This window comes from Prevotella sp. S7 MS 2 (genome assembly GCF_000762865.1).
In the GTDB taxonomy this organism is placed as follows: Bacteria; Bacteroidota; Bacteroidia; order Bacteroidales; family Bacteroidaceae; genus Prevotella.
The window spans coordinates 22,785-40,985 of sequence record NZ_JRPT01000044.1; the positions used below are offsets into that span (position 1 = coordinate 22,785).

Genomic DNA, 18,201 nt, shown 5'->3' on the forward strand with positions numbered 1-18,201 from the left:
ATGTTCAGCCATCGCAAACATAAAGTCCCGGAACTGAATACCACATCAACAGCCGATATTTCATTCATGTTGCTGATATTCTTCCTTGTGGCTTCGTCAATGGACGTAAGCAAGGGACTTTCGCGCGTACTTCCGCCAATAGATAAGCAGGCAGAAGCGATGGAAACAAGTGTAGACAGCAAGACGATGATGGCGCTGAAAGTGACAGCCCGTAATCAGTTGACAATAGACGGAAAGCCTGCCGACATACGCACACTGCACCAACGAGTAGGCACCTTCCTTCAAACTAGAAAAAGAAATCATCTTATTTCACTGGACGTAGACCCAGTTTCAAGTTACGACACCTATTTTAATATACAGAACGAATTGGCAGTTGCCTACCGCATTTGGCGCAACCAAGCCGCCTTGAGCATATATCATAGAAGCTACGAACAGTGCTCTCCGCAGCAAAAAGACCAGATACGCACTATCTGTCCGCAACGTATTGTGGAAGCAGAACATACTGCTGACGCAGGGAAAGGAGGACAACCATGATTTATCGCAACCATCATCGTGGCATTCCGGGGCTGAATACAGCCTCCCTACCCGACCTGATTTTCACCGTGTTATTTTTCTTTATGATAGTGACACACATGAGAAAGCTGACCGTAAAAGTGAAATATAGAGTGCCACAAGGTACGGAATTGACCCGATTGACAAAGAAATCAGCTGTGAGTACCATCTATGTTGGCCGCCCTGTATCGGCAGATGGGGTGACCACAGAGGCTGGTACACGTCTGCAACTGAATGATAAGGTGATTACAATCGGTGAAATTGTAGACTACTTATCGGCCGAGAAAAACCGAATGTCGAGCGAAGACCGTACACTTATGACGATATCGTTGCGAGCCGATAGGAACACTCCGATGCACATCATATCGGAAGTTAAACAAGCATTAAGACAAGCAGATGTACGTAAAATCAACTATTCTGCAACAAAAAAGAATAGTAAATAATTAAAAAATCTAACGATTTAAAACAAAACTGTAATTAAAGTTGCAAAACTCATACATTCGTATTAACTTTGCAACCAAATTAAAAAATAATCAATGTCACATCATCATTTGGACTCACTAGACAAGAAAATCCTTCGTCTTGTTGCTGAAGATGCTCGCATTCCATTCTTGGAAGTAGCACGAGCATGCAACGTTAGCGGAGCAGCTATTCATCAACGTATGCAGAAACTCGCTAATGTAGGAGTATTGAAGGGCTCACAGTACATCATTGAGCCTGAGAAAATTGGGTATGAGACCTGCGCCTATGTAGGACTATATCTGAAAGATCCGGAGTCGCACGACAAAGTAATAGCCGCCTTGAAGAAGATTCCTGAGGTGGTAGAATGTCATGCTACAACCGGTGCTATGGACTTGTTTATCAAGCTATATGCGCACAACAACCATCATCTGATGCAGATTATCCACGACAAGTTACAACCTTTGGGCTTGGCACGTAGCGAGACTACCATCTCGTTCAGCACTCCCATAGACCGTCAGTTGCCTATCACGAATTTCCCACAGACTGCAGAAGACGAAGAGGAAGACGAGGTATAAAAATTATACACGGACATATTCTAAGAAAGCGAAGGCGTAATGAGCGTCTTCGCTTTTTTCGTATTGAGAGATGGAGACGAGTTTAAAATCAGATTCAAACAGTGGGAAAAAAGTATCTGCATACATCGGTCGGTCGTCAACAATGGTGAGATAGAGACGTTGCGCCATCCCAATAGTCTGCTCATAAAGTTCAGCTCCACCTATTATATATATATACTCATCTTCCGCACAATGCTCCAATGCCATCTCTAATGAGGCATATACCTCGCTATCGGGCAAAGTTTGAAGCTGTCGGGAAAGCACAATATTGCGTCGACCGGGCAATGCACCGTGGGGTAAAGAGTCGTAAGTGCGTCGTCCCATAAGGATGGTATGCCCCATGGTAAGCTGTTTAAACCGAGCCATATCAGCTTTGATATGGTAGAGTAATTGGTTGTTCAGCCCGATAGCTCGATTTTTTGAAAGACAAGCAATAATATTAATCATCATGTAGATAGATGGCGTGAGTGTTCTCTTCGGGAATATGGCTGCTCTTGATACGCCACTCTTGCGGATAAAGATTGTTGGCTCGGTTACCTATATTCTTCACAAATCCGAGGGGAAAATACTGATACGTGAGCAACACAAACCCTCTTGGCGTATCCGACGGCAACATAATGGCTTCCTTACGAAGATAAGATAAGGCGGTCGACTCGTCAATCTCAACACGCGGAAAAGCGTCTTGACAGAGCGCAATATTCAACGCCAACGACTGGTCAGGGATGATGTCCCGTCCTTTTTGTGTACCAATCGTTACACCGGCATGAATCACTTTCAAGGCTTTTACGGCCAAAGAATAAAGCCCATACCATGCCGTTGGAATGGCACGAACCTGTCCTTTATTCTCTACAAAAGCAAAATCGCCTTGCAACCAATGCTCTATTCCTTTGACAGTATCATTCTTCTTGGGAGCTTTTTGCTGTTTCTTATTCGCTTCATCAGCCTCTACGGGCTTACGGAGCACGGCCATAAAGAGGCCTTCACTACGCGTTTTACCCGGAATAAAACGATACATAGGGCGGTCATCTACCAACGAACCTGTGATATTCCAATCATCATTAATTGCAACAGGGAGTATTTCGGCTTCCAATTCGGCGATGATAGCATTCACATTCTCTTCATCTTCACGGCTGTTAAAGGTGCAAGTGGAATAGATGAGCAATCCTCCCGGCTTCAAACAAGGCCATATATCGCGAATAATATCAAGCTGCAGAGTTTGGCATTTATCCACATTCTGTAAGCTCCATTCACCGATTGCACCCTCATCTTTGCGAAACATGCCTTCTCCGGAACATGGTACATCGGCCAAAACAACGTCAAATGAGATACCCACCTTACGATAATCACGCGGATAGTTATTGGTAACGATGCAGTCAGGATGACCAAATTTTTGTATATTCTCAGCCAGAACATTAGCTCTAACATGCATCGGCTCATTGCTGAAAAGTACACTTCCGGCTGGTAAAGCGGCTCTGGCAACGGTCGATTTGCCTCCCGGAGCAGCACAAAGGTCCAACATAGTAACCGGCCGATGAATATATTGGCGCATCACGAGGTCTAAAAACATAGATCCCGCTTCCTGTACATAGTAGGCACCGGAATGAAGTAAGGGGTCAAAAGTGAAGTTTGGACGCTCTTGAAGGTACACTCCTTGCTCACACCAAGGCACTTGCCCATCGGCCAAAGGAACAGAAACATTGTACCCACTGGTCTTCAAAGGGTTCAAACGAATGCTTGTCGGCGGCGTATCTTCAAGCCCTTTTTGGAGTATTTGATATAATTCATCTCCCATCAGGGTACGTGTATGCTGCTCAAACTCTTGTGGTAAATTCATTCTCTGCGCTTCTTTTCGTGCGAAAATAGGTATAATTTCCCGCATTACCAACTTTTTTTATTACTTTGCAACCAAAAGAGTTGTTCTGTCGTCTAACTATCAGAAAAAGAACAAAAAAGCTATATGAAAAAGTATCTTATCGCAATTACAATGATGTTAGCAGTAGGTACAGCCGTGCTTCCGGCCGCTCCAAAACATCGACACCAACATCAATCCACGCTCGTTGCGCCCACCGACAGTGCCAAACAAGGTATTGAGGCTTACTCAGATACCACATCTGTCACAGCAGAAGCAGTCGACTCAACAGACAGTTATTACTCTGTGGCGCCGAATTCTGCCGAAGATGATGATTCCAACATATCTCCCTTTGAACGTACAATGTCCAAACCTTGGTTCATCATCCCCGCTATTTTCTTTGGATTCTTAATCGCCATAGCCCCCTTTCTCCTATTCGCATGGGTCATCTATTACCTCATTAAGCGTCATAATGACAAGATTGCACTGGCTGAAAAGTCTATGGCTATGGGACAACCTTTACCCGAAGTGATACGCACTGCGACCAAAACAGATAACGAATATCAATGGCAACGCGGCATACGTAACTGCTCTATCGGCCTTGGATTAGCACTTCTATTTGCTTTCTTGGGCGCAAAAGAGTTGGTAGGTATCGGATTTTTGATTCTATGTATGGGTGCCGGACAAATGTTGATGGCTCGTACACGTGCTAGAAAAGACCAAAACGACCATTTCGAAGACCAATCCTTGTAAAGCCGGTGAAAGCACTTGACGACATCTCTCTCGTTACGCAGGTGGCTGTTTTCCACAACCGTAAAGCCTTCGACAGACTCGTTGTGAAATATCAGTCACCTATACGGCGTTTCTTTCTGAACCAAACGATGGGAGACAGTCAGCTTAGTGATGACCTAGCACAGGATACTTTCTTAAAAGCCTACACACATATTACGCAGTTTCAAGGCACAGCCAACTTCTCGACATGGCTCTATCGCATTGCCTACAACACTTTCTACGACTACGTAAGACGTAATAAAGCGACCGAGGAGTTGGATATTCCGAGTGTCAACAAACGTAACTCGGAGTCAATGAATAACAATTTAAGAATGGATATTTACCAAGCTTTGGCCATTCTCTCACCTTCAGAGCGCACTTGCATCACCTTGCAATTGATGGAAGGACAAAGCATTGAGCAGATAGCAAAGATTTCGGGAATGGCTGAAGGCACCGTAAAGTCCCATCTATCTCGCGGAAAACAGAAACTCACAACTTATCTTAAACAGAATGGATATGACGGAAAATGATGATAAACTACTCATACAGTTCTTCGAAGAAAACCGCCAAGAAATAGAAGATAGAGGCTTTTCGAGGCGCGTCATGAGACAAGTACCGAAGCATTCGCTTTGGTTCAACCGACTATGGACAGCATTTTGGTCATTGGCCGGAGCCACCCTATTCATCCATGCCGATGGATTCAAATGGTTCAAAACATTCTTTACCAACCTTAGCGGTGACCTTTCGGGCACCTTCGTGTCGCTTTATACGTCGGCAACCATCTCGCCGTTGTACGTCTATATCGGCATTATGACCCTTGTCATTGTGGGGTGTTACAACGTCGTAACCAGCGAATATTAGAAATAGAAATCATCATCTGAGACCTTTTCAGTGGCTTTCTTCATATTCTTCTCTGCATCTTCTTTGAGTTTTCCTTGCTCATCCAGCAGACCGTAAGTGGTTCGTAGCACACGGAATTCCGTGCGTCTATTGAGTTGATTGCATATCTCTTGTTGTGCTTTATCCATTGTTTTGATAAAGTCTTCGGTCAATACATCACCCACTTTCAACCATGCATACTTCTCCACATTCTTCCTCTTAACCATCTTGGGTTGCGATTTCCCGTAACCAACGGCCGTCAAACGGTCTTTGGCAATACCGCGACTGATGAGATAATCCACCACCGTTTGCGCACGACGTTGTGACAAATCCCTGTTATATTCGGCACTTCCACGATAATCACAATGCGCTGCTAGCTCAATGATAACGTGCGGATTTTGATTCAACAAACCTACCAACTCGTCCAAAGCTTTCGAAGATTCGGGACGAAGGGTGGCTTTATCCAAGTCATAGAAGATATTATCTATAAGCACAGGAGCCGTAATCGAAGCCAAAGGGAACTGCAATATGTACTCTTTCGACTCTTCCACAGTCCCCGTACTGAGCGCTTCTTGATGATTCAGATAGCCCTTACACGTTGCCAACATCACATAGTCTACATTCGGCTTCAGCGTTTCCGTGAACGAGCCATCTCCTTTTACACTTAGTTTCTTATTTGTTCCATCGTTTCCTACCAAATAAACTTGTGCGGCAGGAAGCTCATATCCATCCATCTCATATACCCATCCTTTCATCGTCTGAGTAATTTCCGGATTCTCAAACGAGTAGATATGATCCCATCCATGCCCATCATTGCGATTGGAAGAGAAATATCCACGATTGTGATTTCCTTCAAACGTCATCCCGAAATCATCTTCTTGACTATTTAACGGATAGCCGGGATGCTCCAACACATAACCTTTCTGCCGGTCGGGATGGGCGATATAAATATCCAATCCTCCCATTCCCGGATGCCCATCTGACGAAAAATACAAGTCGCCATTGGGGCGGAACGTAGGGAATTCCTCGTTTCCGGGGGTATTGATGGGCTCACCAAGATTCTCCACCCCCCCCATTCCATTGGCTGATAAACGCACGCGCCAAATGTCAAGTCCGCCTTTTCCTCCCGGCATATCAGACGTAAAATAGAGCCATTCGCCATCAGGCGAGATGGCAGGATGAGCAAAAGCCGACAACGTATCCCTACTAATGTTGAGCACTTCAGCCTTACTCCAATTGGCATCTGAACGATTAGAGGTCACAAGCTGAGCATAACGAGACGACGACGGACTCGTCGTACACTGCGTGAGATACATCACTCGGCCATCGGGAGAGAAGCAACAAGCTCCTTCATCATAAGCGGTATTCAAGCTACCACCCGCCACTTCGGGTTTACTCCACTTCCCTTTATCATCTTTCTGTGAAAAGAAAATATCGCCGGGCTTCGTTCCTGTGATACCACTCAATTCGTTTCCAACCGCATCACTACGCGTAGACGTGAAATAAAGTTGGTCGTAATTGTCACCAAAAAGCATGGGAGAATAGTCGTCACGGCGAGAGTTGAATAAGTCGACACGACGCACTCGATACCTACTACCATCTTTTTTCCATTGTAAAGCATGCTGTGCCGAGAACAAACCATTGCGTGCCAACACATCATCGGGCAACGTATCGAGTACCAATTGAAACTCTGCGGCAGCCGCTTTATAATCTCCGATTTTCAATAGTTGCCGCGCTAAGGAAAGACGCGTGTGTATATTACCTTTCCCATAACGCAATGCATTGCGATAAGCCGATGTAGCTCGTGATGCCTCATTTATCTTTTCGTAGCACACCGCCATCTTCAAGGCTCGCTCGCCTCGCTTAGTTCGGTCTTTTGGAGGGGTTTTCTGGTAAGCTGAGCGAAACTCTCTGGCAGCATCATGATACTCCCCTAGCGCCAAATAAGTCTCACCTCGGCGCATGTTTCGATCTACCCCGCACGATAAACACAGGGCTGCAAAAAATAATATATATGGAAAAAACTTTCTTTTCATGTTGATGTCAATCAACAACATCAACGCAATAAAAGCCTATTTATTGTCAAAAGGAAAACGGAAAGTACAACCACTCTTCCAGTTACTGCATCCATAAGCAGCCTTCCCTTTTATGATTTGTCCCTTTCCACACACCGGACAAACCTGCCCGATAATGCTGTCATCGGCCTTCAAGCTAGCTTGTTGTGCAGTCGATTCTTTCTTTGAAGCACGTTTCTTTCTTGGCTTAGCTTCGGTTTTCTTAGTAGTTGAGGCCTTCTTGGCAGGCTTTTCATCCACCGTCACCGTTACTCTTCGCATGCTATTATCGCACAGTACGTTGTAGACAATTGCTGAAATCTGCTCTTTCAACTCATTGATAAATTGCCCAGCATCATACTTTTGGTGCTCTATATCGCGCAATTTCTTCTCCCAAATACCCGTCAGTTCACAACTCTTCAGCAGTTCTTCGTGAATTGTATCAATTAATTCGATACCTGTAGGAGTTGCTACCAGTCGCTTACGTTCCCTCCGTATGTAGTGTCGTTTGAACAAAGTTTCGATAATTCCGGCACGAGATGAGGGACGACCGATACCGTTCTCTTTCAAAGCAGCACGCAGTTCCTCATCTTCCACAAACTTTCCAGCAGTCTCCATAGCCCTCAACAGCGACGCTTCATTATAATACGGTGGAGGTGTAGTCGATTTTTCCGTCAGTGTAGGTGTATGTGTTCCGCTCTCCCCTTTCACGAATGTAGGCAGCGTTCGTTCCTCATCTTCTTTCTTATTCTCGTCTTCTTCCACAATTTGTACATCCTTTGTATACACCGTACGCCACCCCGGAGAGAGGATTTCTTTACCCGTTGCCTTGAATTCTATATCGTCTACCTTGCCTAATACTGTCGTAGTAGAAAACTTACAATCGGGATAAAACACACTGATAAACCGTTTGGCAATAAGATCGAACACGTTTTGTTCCAACTGAGTAAGCCCACTCGGCACCACACCGGTAGGAATAATAGCGTGGTGGTCGGTCACTTTCGACGTATCAAACACCTTCTTCGACTTCATCAACTTCTGCCCACCGATGGGTTTTATGAGCGATGCATAGACTGGTTGCGAATCTATTTTCGTTTGAAAAAGACCATTTAAGATACTTGGACATTTCGGATAGATGTCGTCACTCAGGTATTGTGTGTCTACACGCGGATAGGTAGTATATTTCTTTTCATACAAACTCTGAATGAGGTTGAGCGTCATCTCGGCCGAATACCCAAACTTACGGTTACACTCTACTTGCAAAGAGGTAAGATCAAACAAATGAGGTGGAGCCTCAGAACCTTTCTTCTTGGTAACATCCATAACTACGAACGGCTTACCATCTATAACAGAAAAGGCCTGTTCGCCTTCTTCTTTCGAAGTAAACTTGCCTTTAGTGGCAGTAAACTGAGTATCCCTATAAATCGTAGCTAGAACCCAATAAGGTTCAGGTTTGAAGTTATCGATTTCTTTCTGACGGTTCACAATAAGCGCCAAAGTCGGTGTTTGTACTCTTCCGATACTCAAAACTTGGCGGTTCTGCCCATATTTCAACGTATAAAGCCGCGTAGCGTTCATGCCCAACAACCAATCCCCGATGGCTCGCGAAAGCCCTGCTAAATAGAGAGGTTGATAGAGTTGTTGGTCTTTCAAGTCGGCAAAACCTTGTTTGATGGCCTCATCGGTCATAGAAGAAATCCACAATCGCTTCACCGGGCACTTCACTCCGGCTTTTTGCATCACCCATCTTTGTATCAATTCTCCCTCTTGTCCGGCGTCACCACAGTTGATAATCTCGTCGGCCTGTTGGTAAAGTCGCTCCACAATCTTAAACTGTTTGCGAATACCATCGTCTTCAATAACTTTTATACCAAATCGCTCCGGTATCATAGGGAGTGCAGCTAAACTCCAATGTTTCCAATTTTCATGGTAGTCATTGGGCTGTTTCAGTTCGCACAAGTGACCAAAAGTCCACGTAACTTGATAGCCATTACCCTCCATATAGCCATCTTTTGAGGAGTTGGCACCAAGGATTCGGGCAATGTCTCTAGCCACACTGGGTTTCTCTGCAATACAAACAATCATGCGTTTTCGTTATGGAATTGTTAGGCAAAGGTACAAAGAAAATCCGAAAACAGACAGAGACAACATGCTAGTTTCAATAACCTATCGGTTCGGGAGTAAGCAATACAATATGCCGATGGGCTGGATGCGACATACGTTGAATCGTGATATAATTGCAAATGGAATCGGGCGACTTGCAGTCGTGGCACATACCGTCTACTTGACAAGGTGTCTTGAAATCGAAACGAGCCATATTGGTAGGTGCAGCCGTAGACCGAGCGCGTTTCATCGCAGCATCCACGTCCTGACAAACTTTATTCAAACTCACTACAAGTATGACATGGTCTGCCCCCCACATGATAGCAGCTACACGGTTACCATTACCATCTACATTGACAAGCACGCCATCTTCGGTCATGGCATTGACGCTGGCCAAATAGAAATTACATTCAAAAGCATTGCGATAAATGCGCATTTTATCTTCCTGCGTAGTCACATCGTCACGATCATACACCTCATAGTTTCCATTCTTAAGCATCATTGTGATGCCTGTATCTCGAATAGACATAGAGCCACCCCATGACACTGAACTACCTTGAGGGATGAGTTGGCGTACCTGTTGTAACAAACTTTCGCGGTCGGAACAATAATATGCGTCGTAATGACGACGTTGAAGATTCTTAATCAACTTGTCGGCTAATCGCTGATTTCTTAATTCTTGAGTTGTCATGTTTTTGTATCTGATGTTAGCAACAAAGTTAATCATTTGGCAGGAAAGATGAGACGAAATCATCAGGAAAACACCTTTTGTCTCCAACTCGGTAACCTATCAATCGGAAAATATCAACACTTAGGAGCAACCAAGAAACTTATAAACTCAAGAAATATAAGAAGTCATCCTCCACCTCATCTACTTGTTTCCTCGTTTACTGGTCAACTACCAGACTGCCAAGCCCTTGCAGCAATGCTGCAAAGGCTAAACAAAAAAACTGCGGAGGCTTGGCAGCATTGCTGTTGAGCCTCCGCAGTAAATTATAAAAGAATGGATAAAATGACAAATTAACTGGTTAACCGGTTCAAGAATGCCACAGTTACACCAACCCTAAGTGTATCAAAGCCTTCGAGAAGCCATCATCGTCGACATCGGCCGTAACATATTGAGCCTCAGCCTTGACATAATCGGCCGCATTCCCCATCGCCACTCCGATACCGGCACGCTTAAGTATGGGTATATCATTGCCACCGTCGCCCAGCGCAACCGTATGGTTGATATCGAAGCCTTCGCTCTCTGCCATGCGTTCCAAGCCGTATCCTTTATCTATATGTCCTGCCGTGATGTCAATAAATTCAGGATGCCAACGTCCCGGCTCACAACTTTTAAGTTGCGGAATCAATCGGGCTTCCTGCTCAGCCGTGACAAACGGAGTCATCTGCAAAATAGGTTCGCCCTTGATATCATCCATTGTGAGGTCGAAGTTCAAAGCATCCACCTTCAAATCATCGCAGAAAATTCGCTTTACGCAAGGCTTGTTGTTATAGACAACGAGTGCTTGCTTACTAACCATAATAACGGCATAGTCCTGTCGGTCGGCATCAGCCAGCTGCGTACAAACATCCTCTTCAGCAATGGCATTGATGTTAACAAGCTTGTCACCCACGAAACAATGGGCACCATTAGTGGTGATATAGCCATCTATTAAATGGCTGATAGCACCAAGATTGGTAATGATAGGCACCGGACGCCCCGTAGATATATAGAAGCGATGACCGTTTTGGCGGGCAGCAGTGATAGCTTCTACAGCAGAACGAGGTATCTCGTGGGTAGTGAAACTGACGAGAGTACCATCTATATCAGAGAATATGGCGTATTTATCTTTTATCTTCTTCAATTTGAAAAACAGTTTTATCTAAGGAAATCTTGGTAAACCCGCGCAATGCGTTCATATCCTTGGGCATTAGGATGGAGTCCATCTACAAACAAAGATTCATCAATATGCCCATCAGGTGTCGTAAGTTGCTTGGTCACATCAACCACATCCACATCCGTATGGTTGGACAATCGCGCTTGTAATAAGTCGTTGAGATGTTGTAAGCGAGCCTCCTGTCCACGACGAGGATAGATTTTTACGACGTGAATGCAAGCTTGTGGCTGCAACTTCTGAATGAGATTGACCAAACCTTCGATACCATCTACAATCTCTTCATCGGTGTTATAGCCAATATTATTCGTCCCGGCCATCATGAAGATGTGGCGCGGTGAGATGTTATCAAGTTCTCCATGATAGAGTCGCCAAAATATGTTTTCAATGCGATCCCAACCATATCCCAAATTCGTCACCTTGCGCTTACCAAACAATTTCTTCCATGCTTTATCGCCACGATGTATAGGTGCAGCAGGTTCTCCAGCCCAATAATGCGTAATAGAATTACCGATGAGTACCACATCGGGCTTTACTTGGCGATTACGCTGCATGATTTCATAATGACGCTGCGACCAGTTGTAAAAGGCTTGGTCGCGAGTTTGGCGCACCGGCATGAACTTCTTCATCGGTTGATAATCCAATATCTCAGAGATCTTTTTCGTATATGCTTCGGCATAATGGCGCATTCCAATATCGTTGGCATGCACTCCATCAATCTGAGAATCTAGATCTGAATTAACGCCTAACTCGTCCTTGGTCAGATAGTACAGTCCTTTCACTCCTTCACGTTGCAACTGTAAATAAGCAGCTTTAAGTCGACTGTTCAGCAACTCTACTTCCTTCTTCTCTGAATGAACGACTAGATAGTTGTTATAACCGCAATGCTCAACAAGTAGAATGGGGGCATCCGATTTGCTACGAAGCGTATTTACCCCCTCTCGCAAAAGGTTCATGATAGAATCATTAGCCGTCATATTGGGCATACAATCAATGATGAAAAGACGAGCATTGATTTCTGAAAGAGCATTGAACATTGCTTTTTCAAGACGACCATTGCCCGAAAAAGCCAAATTATAAAGGGGTAAATCGAGTTGACGTTGTACTATATTCGTCCAAGCCATACCCGGACGAGAAGCTGAAGCGCCTTGACCAATAGACGTACCATATACTACGATGGGACGTTCTGTGGATGTTGGCAAGAATTCAAACTTGCTATTCTGTGGCACACCAATCTGGAGTGAGTCGACAGTATTATAAAGTGGGAGATATAAACGATACTCACGCCAAAGTCCACCGGGATAAGTCAAGCCACGATAATGAAAGTCTACCGACTGAGAAGAAATACGATTGTTGGCAAAACATGAACAAGGAAGCGGAGTTCCATCCTCATCAAAAGAATAAAGATCAACTCCACTCGTAGCTATTGTCACCACATTAGGCAACTGTAATGGGCCGGATACCTTATAATGAATATTGATTTCAGGGGCATCACTGATGAATTCTATATAAAGACCGGCATTGTTTTGTGACAAATTCCACAAAGGTTTGCGCAACGAGGGTTTGAAACGTTCGGGCATACGTTGGTAACTTTTGCCGATTTCAGCATTCCATGCACGCCCTTGAATCAGCAGAGTGTCACCACTAACAGGTGAATACCATTTTGTTTGAGCAGCTCCTGAAAATGTCAAAAGAACCAAACAAACAAGTGAAGTAAAAAGTCTTTTCATGATTAAAGTTCATTTTCTTTGTCGCAAAGATAATGCTTTTCCGACTTATAAACATTATATTTTAACACGTATTCACCGCATTAAACAACTTGACAATGCCTACATGTATAAAATACAAAGCCATTCCTACCCTCTGTCTACGAATAATTGACTACTTTTGTCCTATATAACAAGGACGATATGAAAGAAAAACTATGGAATGGTAACTACCTAAAAGCGATGGTAGCCAATTCAATGATATACTTCGCATTCTACATATTGACACCTCTACTGCCTATCTTTTTAAGCGAACGATTTGGTGCTACGAAGGATATCATTGGCATTATACTGTCTGGCTACACCATTGCTGCCCTGCTCACGCGCCCCTTCTCCGGTTTCATCGTAGACAGTTTTTCGCGCAAAAAGGTGCTAGTGATATGCTTTGCACTATTTTTCGTCTTCTTCGGAGGATACATCGCAGCTTCGACTTTGCTCATGTTTGCCATCATCAGAACTCTGCATGGCGGACCATTCGGAGCTGTAACAGTGGCTAACAGCACGGTAGCCATCGACGTTTTACCATCGAGTAGGCGTAATGAAGGAATTGGATTCTATGGTTTAAGCAATAATCTTGCCATGGCGATAGCCCCTTCTGTAGGCATCTACATCTATAAATATCTGCAAGATTTCACCATTCTTTTTTGGATAGCATTATTCTTTGCGTTGATAGGATTGTGGGTTGCGTCGTCTATTCAAGTCCCAACAAAGCAGATAGTACGCCGTAAAAGACAATTATCCTTAGACCGTTTCTTCCTCATTAGAGGTTGGTTAATGGCAGTCAACATAGCCTTCTTCGGATTCTGTTTTGGCGTTTTGAGCAACTATTTAGCTATTTATAGCAAAGAAACAATGGGTATTACCGGTGGCACAGGAACCTATTTTGCCATCTTATCTATAGGACTCTTCGCATCAAGATTGCAAGGAGCAAAAGCTTTACGACGTGGTTTGCTGACACAAAATGCAGCCGAAGGCATGTTACTATCAATGGTTGGATACACGCTCTTTGCCGCTTTTCCCAATGTAATCGGTTATTATGGGTCGGCCATCCTCATCGGATTAGGCAATGGACACATGTATCCTGCATTTCTCAATATGTTCATCGCTGTAGCCAGACATGATGAACGAGGTACTGCTAATTCCAGTATTCTCACGTCATGGGATGCCGGTTTCGGGATTGGAATATTACTTGGAGGAGTCGTTGCCGAATATTTAGGCTATTCAGCAACCTTTTGGATGGTCGCCATCGCACAAACTTCAGGCGTCATCTTATTTTTTACAGCTACCAAAAAGTTCTTTGAACAGCATAAAAGAGAGGAAGAATAGTTTCCTTAGAAAACTCGTCTTATCTTTATCATACAGAATAATCGCAAGAAGAACCTTACACCGTTATCTCTCCGCTACCAAAACAACGATGATGGTTTTCATCGTAAACCACACAGAATTGTCCCGGTGCCACACCATGAATAGGCTTCTCTGCACGCACCAAATACATTCCGTTATCCATCTTTTCCATCACAGCTGGATGGTATTCGGGAGTATGACGAATCTTAAATGTGACCATTTTCATTTCCACGGGCTTCGTCAAGAAATGGAAATCATGCACCTTAAACTCTTGCTTATAGGCAGTCTTAGGATCATACCCCTTACTCACATAGAGCACATTCTGCTCTACATCTTTCTTCACAACGAACCAAGGACCACCTCCGAAACCCAATCCGTGGCGCTGACCGATGGTATGAAACCACAGTCCACGGTGTGTTCCTATCTTCTTACCGGTCTCTAATTCGAGTACATCGCCTTGCTTTTCGCCTAGGTAACGACGCAAATATTCGTTGTAATCTATCTGTCCAAGGAAGCAGATACCCTGCGAATCCTTTCTTTTAGCATTGATAAGATGCTCTCGTTCGGCAATCTGTCGAACCTCATCTTTTACATAATGTCCGATTGGGAAGATGGCTTTCTTCAGTTGCCAATCGTATATCTGAGCCAAAAAGTCGGTTTGATCTTTCACCGGGTCGGGACTTGTAACAAGCCATTTCTCCCCATCTATAATTTCAGTCTGTGCATAATGCCCCGTAGCAATGAGGTCGTAGTCGTGTCCACGCTTCTCATCGAAAGCACCAAACTTTATCAGTCGATTACACATCACATCGGGATTGGGCGTATAGCCAGCCTTCACCTTGTCCATAGTGTACTTGGTTACTTGGTTCCAATACTCATGATGGCAGTCTATAACTTCCAATTTTAGGCCGTAACGAGCTGCTACTGCCGTTGCCATTTCCAAATCTTCTTCCGATGAGCAATCCCATTCTTCCTGCTCTTCCGGTCCAATTTTGATATAGAAACAGTCGGGCTTCAGTCCCTTAGTGGCCAATTCATAGACCACTACACTGCTGTCTACGCCGCCCGAAAGCAGCACAGCTATCCGCTTATCCTTGAGTTCTGATAAATCCATGGTGCAAAGATACTAATTTCTCGAGGCTTCTGCAATCTATCTATAAGATTCTATAGAAGGCTATTACAAGAATACTTTCTTCTCCATCTCTTATTCATAGAGCACCTTTAAATTCACTCCGCCGGTAGATTGATTACCTAAAACAGACTTTCCAATTCTATTTTCAATCCAAGTTTTCAACTTTTCTCTACTCATATCCGGCATTCTTTTCGTGGTTCCAACAACGGCTATAATCAGCCTTTGAGGCTTAATGGTATCAGCACTCACCTCTAACGAAGAAGACATACTTAAACTATGAACCTCCGGAAACAATATATGCATTTCGCTACACATCTGTTTACTCAGCCTTTCATACCGCGTATATTGCTCTAGTTTTCCCGTCAATTCCTCGTTTTCTTGCGTTTGCTTCTCTAACAACTGTACTTTCTCAGACTCAGTATCCGTAGCTTGTAAACCTGCGACAGCCCGTAAACTATCTGATACAGAGCCTTGAATTAACTTCAATTTATATCCAGTCAATGCCGGATAGGCTATCATCGACTGCTTAGCCAATGCTATCACGGAGTCACTCAATGTCTTACCGACTACCACAACACGCAAAGTACTGTCAGCTCCTACATTACTTGTCACCACCTGCGAACCCTCCCAACGTAACCGGTCGTGTACAAAAGAGTTTACTTGTGTCTTGAAATAGCTCTCTCTAACGATGTTCCATGTCATGAAAGCAGCCGGTATCATCGTTACAACAATGATTCCAACTATCCAGCGTTGTACGATGGTGGCACGGCGGTCATTATCAAATGTACGGGGTGTAAACTTCATGAAACGCACTCCAATCCATGTTGCCGACGCTATAAAAACGGTATTGATAAAATACAAGAAGAAAGCTCCGGCAAAGTAGGCTAGATTCCCCGAAGCAATACCAAAGCCTGCAGTACAAAGCGGTGGCATTAAAGCTGTGGCAATAGCAACACCCGGTATCACATTTCCCTTATCTTTAATACTCAACGCTATCACCCCGGCCACACCACCAACAAAAGCTATCAACACGTCGTACAACGTAGGTGAAGTACGTGCCAACAACTCCGATTGCACTTCATGATAAGGTGATAACATAAAAAAGATGGTGGCAGTAGCGATACTAATAATTGTAGCTACCAGATAATTCTTAAACGCCCGGCGCAGTAACAAGAGATCGCGAATCCCTACAGCCAACCCCATGGCAATAATAGGTCCCATCAATGGAGATATAAGCATGGCTCCGATAATAACGGCCGTAGAATTTACGTTGAGTCCTAACGATGCTATGAAAATAGCACAGATAAGAATCCAAAGCGAAGCCCCTTTAAAAGAGGCACCTCCGGATATACGTTCTATGGTCTCTTCACGACTGCTTAAGTCGTCTTTCAAATTAAAATAGTCTTGAATATTCATTTTGTATTACGTTATTTTACAAAGATAACGCACACGAGCGCAATGAAAGTTTACTTTCAATTTGCCGAGTGCGGCTTAGCTTCTACAAAGATAACGTTTTTTCATCTCATACACATCTATTCATTATCTTATTATGATTTTAGACTACATTCTTAATAAAATAAGCAGTAACAACCGTCCACTCTCGGCCTATATTTATTATTTTGTATTCAAAACCAATTATATACACCATGAATACAAACAACTGTATCATCACAAACGGATTAGCACATGCAAGAAAATCTACTTGCATGGCGATTCTATTTATTCCAAGCCGTGATATGATAAAGACTGTTTATCTCTGTTAATATCCTTAAACTACAGTTTATATATAATAAGGTGCAATACCTCGTATCAGTGTTTTTGTGTTAAAAAACATATTTCTCGTGTAACATCTATCGCTTTTTCATCGTCTTGTAGACAGTATTTACAAAACAATAGGATTAATTTTTAAGGATTATGAAAAAGAAAATTATGATGGCTTTTGCAGCTGCATTGATAGCTGTTTCAGCAAACGCACAAGTGTATTTAGGTGGTAACTTTGGTATCGCATCTTCTAAATTGGCAGGTGGCGAAAGCGTTACTACGTATGCGGTGTTGCCCGAACTGGGTTACAATGTCAACCGCGACTGGGCTGTAGGTACCACTGTCGGCTTCGGAAAGGGCGACCCTGTCTCTATCGAAGACAACAGCAGAAACTACATCACCGTATCTCCGTATGCACGTTATACATTCTTCCACAGCAAGATGGTCAACGTATTTGTTGATGGTGGCTTTGGTTATACACACTACAACAACGCCGGTACTGCTGCTCCTTCTATCAATGAGTGGAACGTAGGTGTAAAACCGGGTGTGGCATTAAACCTGAATCCGAAGTTCAGCTTTGTGGCTCACGCAGGTTTCTTGGGCTGGAAATCACAGAAATACGACGGTGCCGACAAGAGCAGCAATGCTTGGGGAGCCAATCTCGACGGCAACAACGTAACACTAGGTTTCTACTATAACTTCTAATATTCAATCAGAAAAGCTTATAAAGGTCAAAGAGAGGGCATACCAAATCCCTCTATAAACAAAATATGAGCAAAATATAAGAATCGAGATGAAGTCTTAGCTTCATCTCGATTCTTTATTTATAGGAGTAATACCTTCTGATACTAAAACAATAAAATTACCAAATTCTTCAACTGATATATAACTACATTATTGACTATAAAAAACGTTTAACTCATCATAAAGGCAAAAAGATACACATTACCCGTAAAAATATACTAAAGAAACGCGGATGATGGCGGTATCAATATATTAGGAGGAAGAACTCCTGAATCATCAGATGACTTGAG

Annotated in this window: 17 protein-coding genes; 8 read left to right on the plus strand and 9 right to left on the minus strand. The window is 43.6% G+C overall.

Translation table 11 applies throughout. The annotated features are described in order from the left end of the window. The 3 genes from HMPREF0671_RS08365 to HMPREF0671_RS08375 all read left to right on the plus strand — a co-directional run bounded on the left by HMPREF0671_RS08365 (nucleotide 1) and on the right by HMPREF0671_RS08375 (nucleotide 1,589). Complete coding sequence (locus HMPREF0671_RS08365; protein ID WP_036899378.1) at nucleotides 1-534, plus strand: biopolymer transporter ExbD; 534 nt, start codon at nucleotides 1-3, stop codon at nucleotides 532-534. Next, nucleotides 531-995 carry a biopolymer transporter ExbD gene (locus HMPREF0671_RS08370; protein WP_036899380.1) on the plus strand — a complete coding sequence of 155 codons (465 nt, stop codon included), beginning with the start codon at nucleotides 531-533 and terminating at the stop codon, nucleotides 993-995. The genes HMPREF0671_RS08365 and HMPREF0671_RS08370 overlap by 4 nt, the downstream gene beginning before the upstream one ends. 93 nt (nucleotides 996-1,088) lie before the next feature. Beyond that, nucleotides 1,089-1,589 carry an Lrp/AsnC family transcriptional regulator gene (locus HMPREF0671_RS08375; protein WP_036899382.1) on the plus strand — a complete coding sequence of 167 codons (501 nt, stop codon included), beginning with the start codon at nucleotides 1,089-1,091 and terminating at the stop codon, nucleotides 1,587-1,589. A gap of 3 nt (nucleotides 1,590-1,592) precedes the next feature. Here HMPREF0671_RS08375 and HMPREF0671_RS08380 read toward each other — a convergent pair whose 3' ends face one another. Both HMPREF0671_RS08380 and HMPREF0671_RS08385 read right to left on the minus strand, forming a co-directional pair. Beyond that, nucleotides 1,593-2,078 carry a dihydrofolate reductase gene (locus HMPREF0671_RS08380; RefSeq protein WP_036899384.1) on the minus strand — a complete coding sequence of 162 codons (486 nt, stop codon included), beginning with the start codon at nucleotides 2,076-2,078 and terminating at the stop codon, nucleotides 1,593-1,595. Beyond that, entirely contained in the window at nucleotides 2,068-3,462 is a 1,395-nt protein-coding gene (locus tag HMPREF0671_RS08385) for a hypothetical protein (RefSeq protein WP_036899387.1), read from the minus strand. The genes HMPREF0671_RS08380 and HMPREF0671_RS08385 overlap by 11 nt, the downstream gene beginning before the upstream one ends. 123 nt (nucleotides 3,463-3,585) lie before the next feature. Between HMPREF0671_RS08385 and HMPREF0671_RS08390 the strand changes: the two genes are divergently transcribed. The 3 genes from HMPREF0671_RS08390 to HMPREF0671_RS11800 are packed head-to-tail and all read left to right on the plus strand — an operon-like array spanning nucleotide 3,586 to nucleotide 5,109. Next, the gene (locus HMPREF0671_RS08390) at nucleotides 3,586-4,230 is read left to right on the plus strand and encodes a DUF6249 domain-containing protein (protein ID WP_036899389.1); all 645 of its coding nucleotides are present in this window, start codon (nucleotides 3,586-3,588) and stop codon (nucleotides 4,228-4,230) included. 5 nt (nucleotides 4,231-4,235) lie between these two features. After that, a complete protein-coding gene (locus tag HMPREF0671_RS08395; protein ID WP_036899391.1) occupies nucleotides 4,236-4,778 on the plus strand; it encodes an RNA polymerase sigma factor in 543 nt (180 codons plus the stop codon). Beyond that, nucleotides 4,759-5,109 carry a DUF5056 domain-containing protein gene (locus HMPREF0671_RS11800; protein ID WP_052052947.1) on the plus strand — a complete coding sequence of 117 codons (351 nt, stop codon included), beginning with the start codon at nucleotides 4,759-4,761 and terminating at the stop codon, nucleotides 5,107-5,109. Before HMPREF0671_RS08395 ends, HMPREF0671_RS11800 begins: the two co-directional genes overlap by 20 nt. Here HMPREF0671_RS11800 and HMPREF0671_RS08405 read toward each other — a convergent pair. The 5 genes from HMPREF0671_RS08405 to HMPREF0671_RS08425 form a co-directional block, all read right to left on the minus strand. Then, a complete protein-coding gene (locus HMPREF0671_RS08405; RefSeq protein ID WP_036899416.1) occupies nucleotides 5,106-7,163 on the minus strand; it encodes an OmpA family protein in 2,058 nt (685 codons plus the stop codon). The genes HMPREF0671_RS11800 and HMPREF0671_RS08405 overlap by 4 nt on opposite strands. 36 nt (nucleotides 7,164-7,199) lie before the next feature. Next, nucleotides 7,200-9,266 carry a DNA topoisomerase 3 gene (locus HMPREF0671_RS08410; protein WP_036899393.1) on the minus strand — a complete coding sequence of 689 codons (2,067 nt, stop codon included), beginning with the start codon at nucleotides 9,264-9,266 and terminating at the stop codon, nucleotides 7,200-7,202. A 73-nt stretch (nucleotides 9,267-9,339) separates the two neighbouring features. Then, on the minus strand, nucleotides 9,340-9,975 hold the full coding sequence (locus HMPREF0671_RS08415; RefSeq protein WP_036899395.1) for a lactate utilization protein: 636 nt from the start codon (nucleotides 9,973-9,975) through the stop codon (nucleotides 9,340-9,342). Nucleotides 9,976-10,336: 361 nt separating this feature from the next. Next, entirely contained in the window at nucleotides 10,337-11,134 is a 798-nt protein-coding gene (locus HMPREF0671_RS08420) for a Cof-type HAD-IIB family hydrolase (protein ID WP_197421719.1), read from the minus strand. A gap of 14 nt (nucleotides 11,135-11,148) precedes the next feature. After that, complete coding sequence (locus tag HMPREF0671_RS08425; protein ID WP_036899397.1) at nucleotides 11,149-12,894, minus strand: SGNH/GDSL hydrolase family protein; 1,746 nt, start codon at nucleotides 12,892-12,894, stop codon at nucleotides 11,149-11,151. 180 nt (nucleotides 12,895-13,074) lie between these two features. Between HMPREF0671_RS08425 and HMPREF0671_RS08430 the strand changes: the two genes are divergently transcribed. Further along, entirely contained in the window at nucleotides 13,075-14,256 is a 1,182-nt protein-coding gene (locus tag HMPREF0671_RS08430; RefSeq protein WP_036899399.1) for an MFS transporter, read from the plus strand. Nucleotides 14,257-14,311: 55 nt separating this feature from the next. Here HMPREF0671_RS08430 and mnmA read toward each other — a convergent pair whose 3' ends face one another. Together mnmA and HMPREF0671_RS08440 are read right to left on the minus strand one after the other, a co-directional pair. Further along, nucleotides 14,312-15,388, minus strand: a complete 1,077-nt coding sequence (gene mnmA, locus HMPREF0671_RS08435) for a tRNA 2-thiouridine(34) synthase MnmA (RefSeq protein WP_036899401.1) — start codon at nucleotides 15,386-15,388, stop codon at nucleotides 14,312-14,314. A 90-nt stretch (nucleotides 15,389-15,478) separates the two neighbouring features. Continuing rightward, complete coding sequence (locus HMPREF0671_RS08440) at nucleotides 15,479-16,822, minus strand: DUF389 domain-containing protein (protein ID WP_082721674.1); 1,344 nt, start codon at nucleotides 16,820-16,822, stop codon at nucleotides 15,479-15,481. Between the two features lie 498 nt (nucleotides 16,823-17,320). On the opposite strand from HMPREF0671_RS08440, the gene HMPREF0671_RS08445 reads away from it, so the two are divergent. After that, nucleotides 17,321-17,872: an outer membrane beta-barrel protein gene (locus HMPREF0671_RS08445; protein ID WP_036899403.1), complete on the plus strand. Its 552-nt coding sequence runs from the start codon at nucleotides 17,321-17,323 to the stop codon at nucleotides 17,870-17,872. The last annotated feature ends 329 nt before the right edge of the window (nucleotides 17,873-18,201 follow it).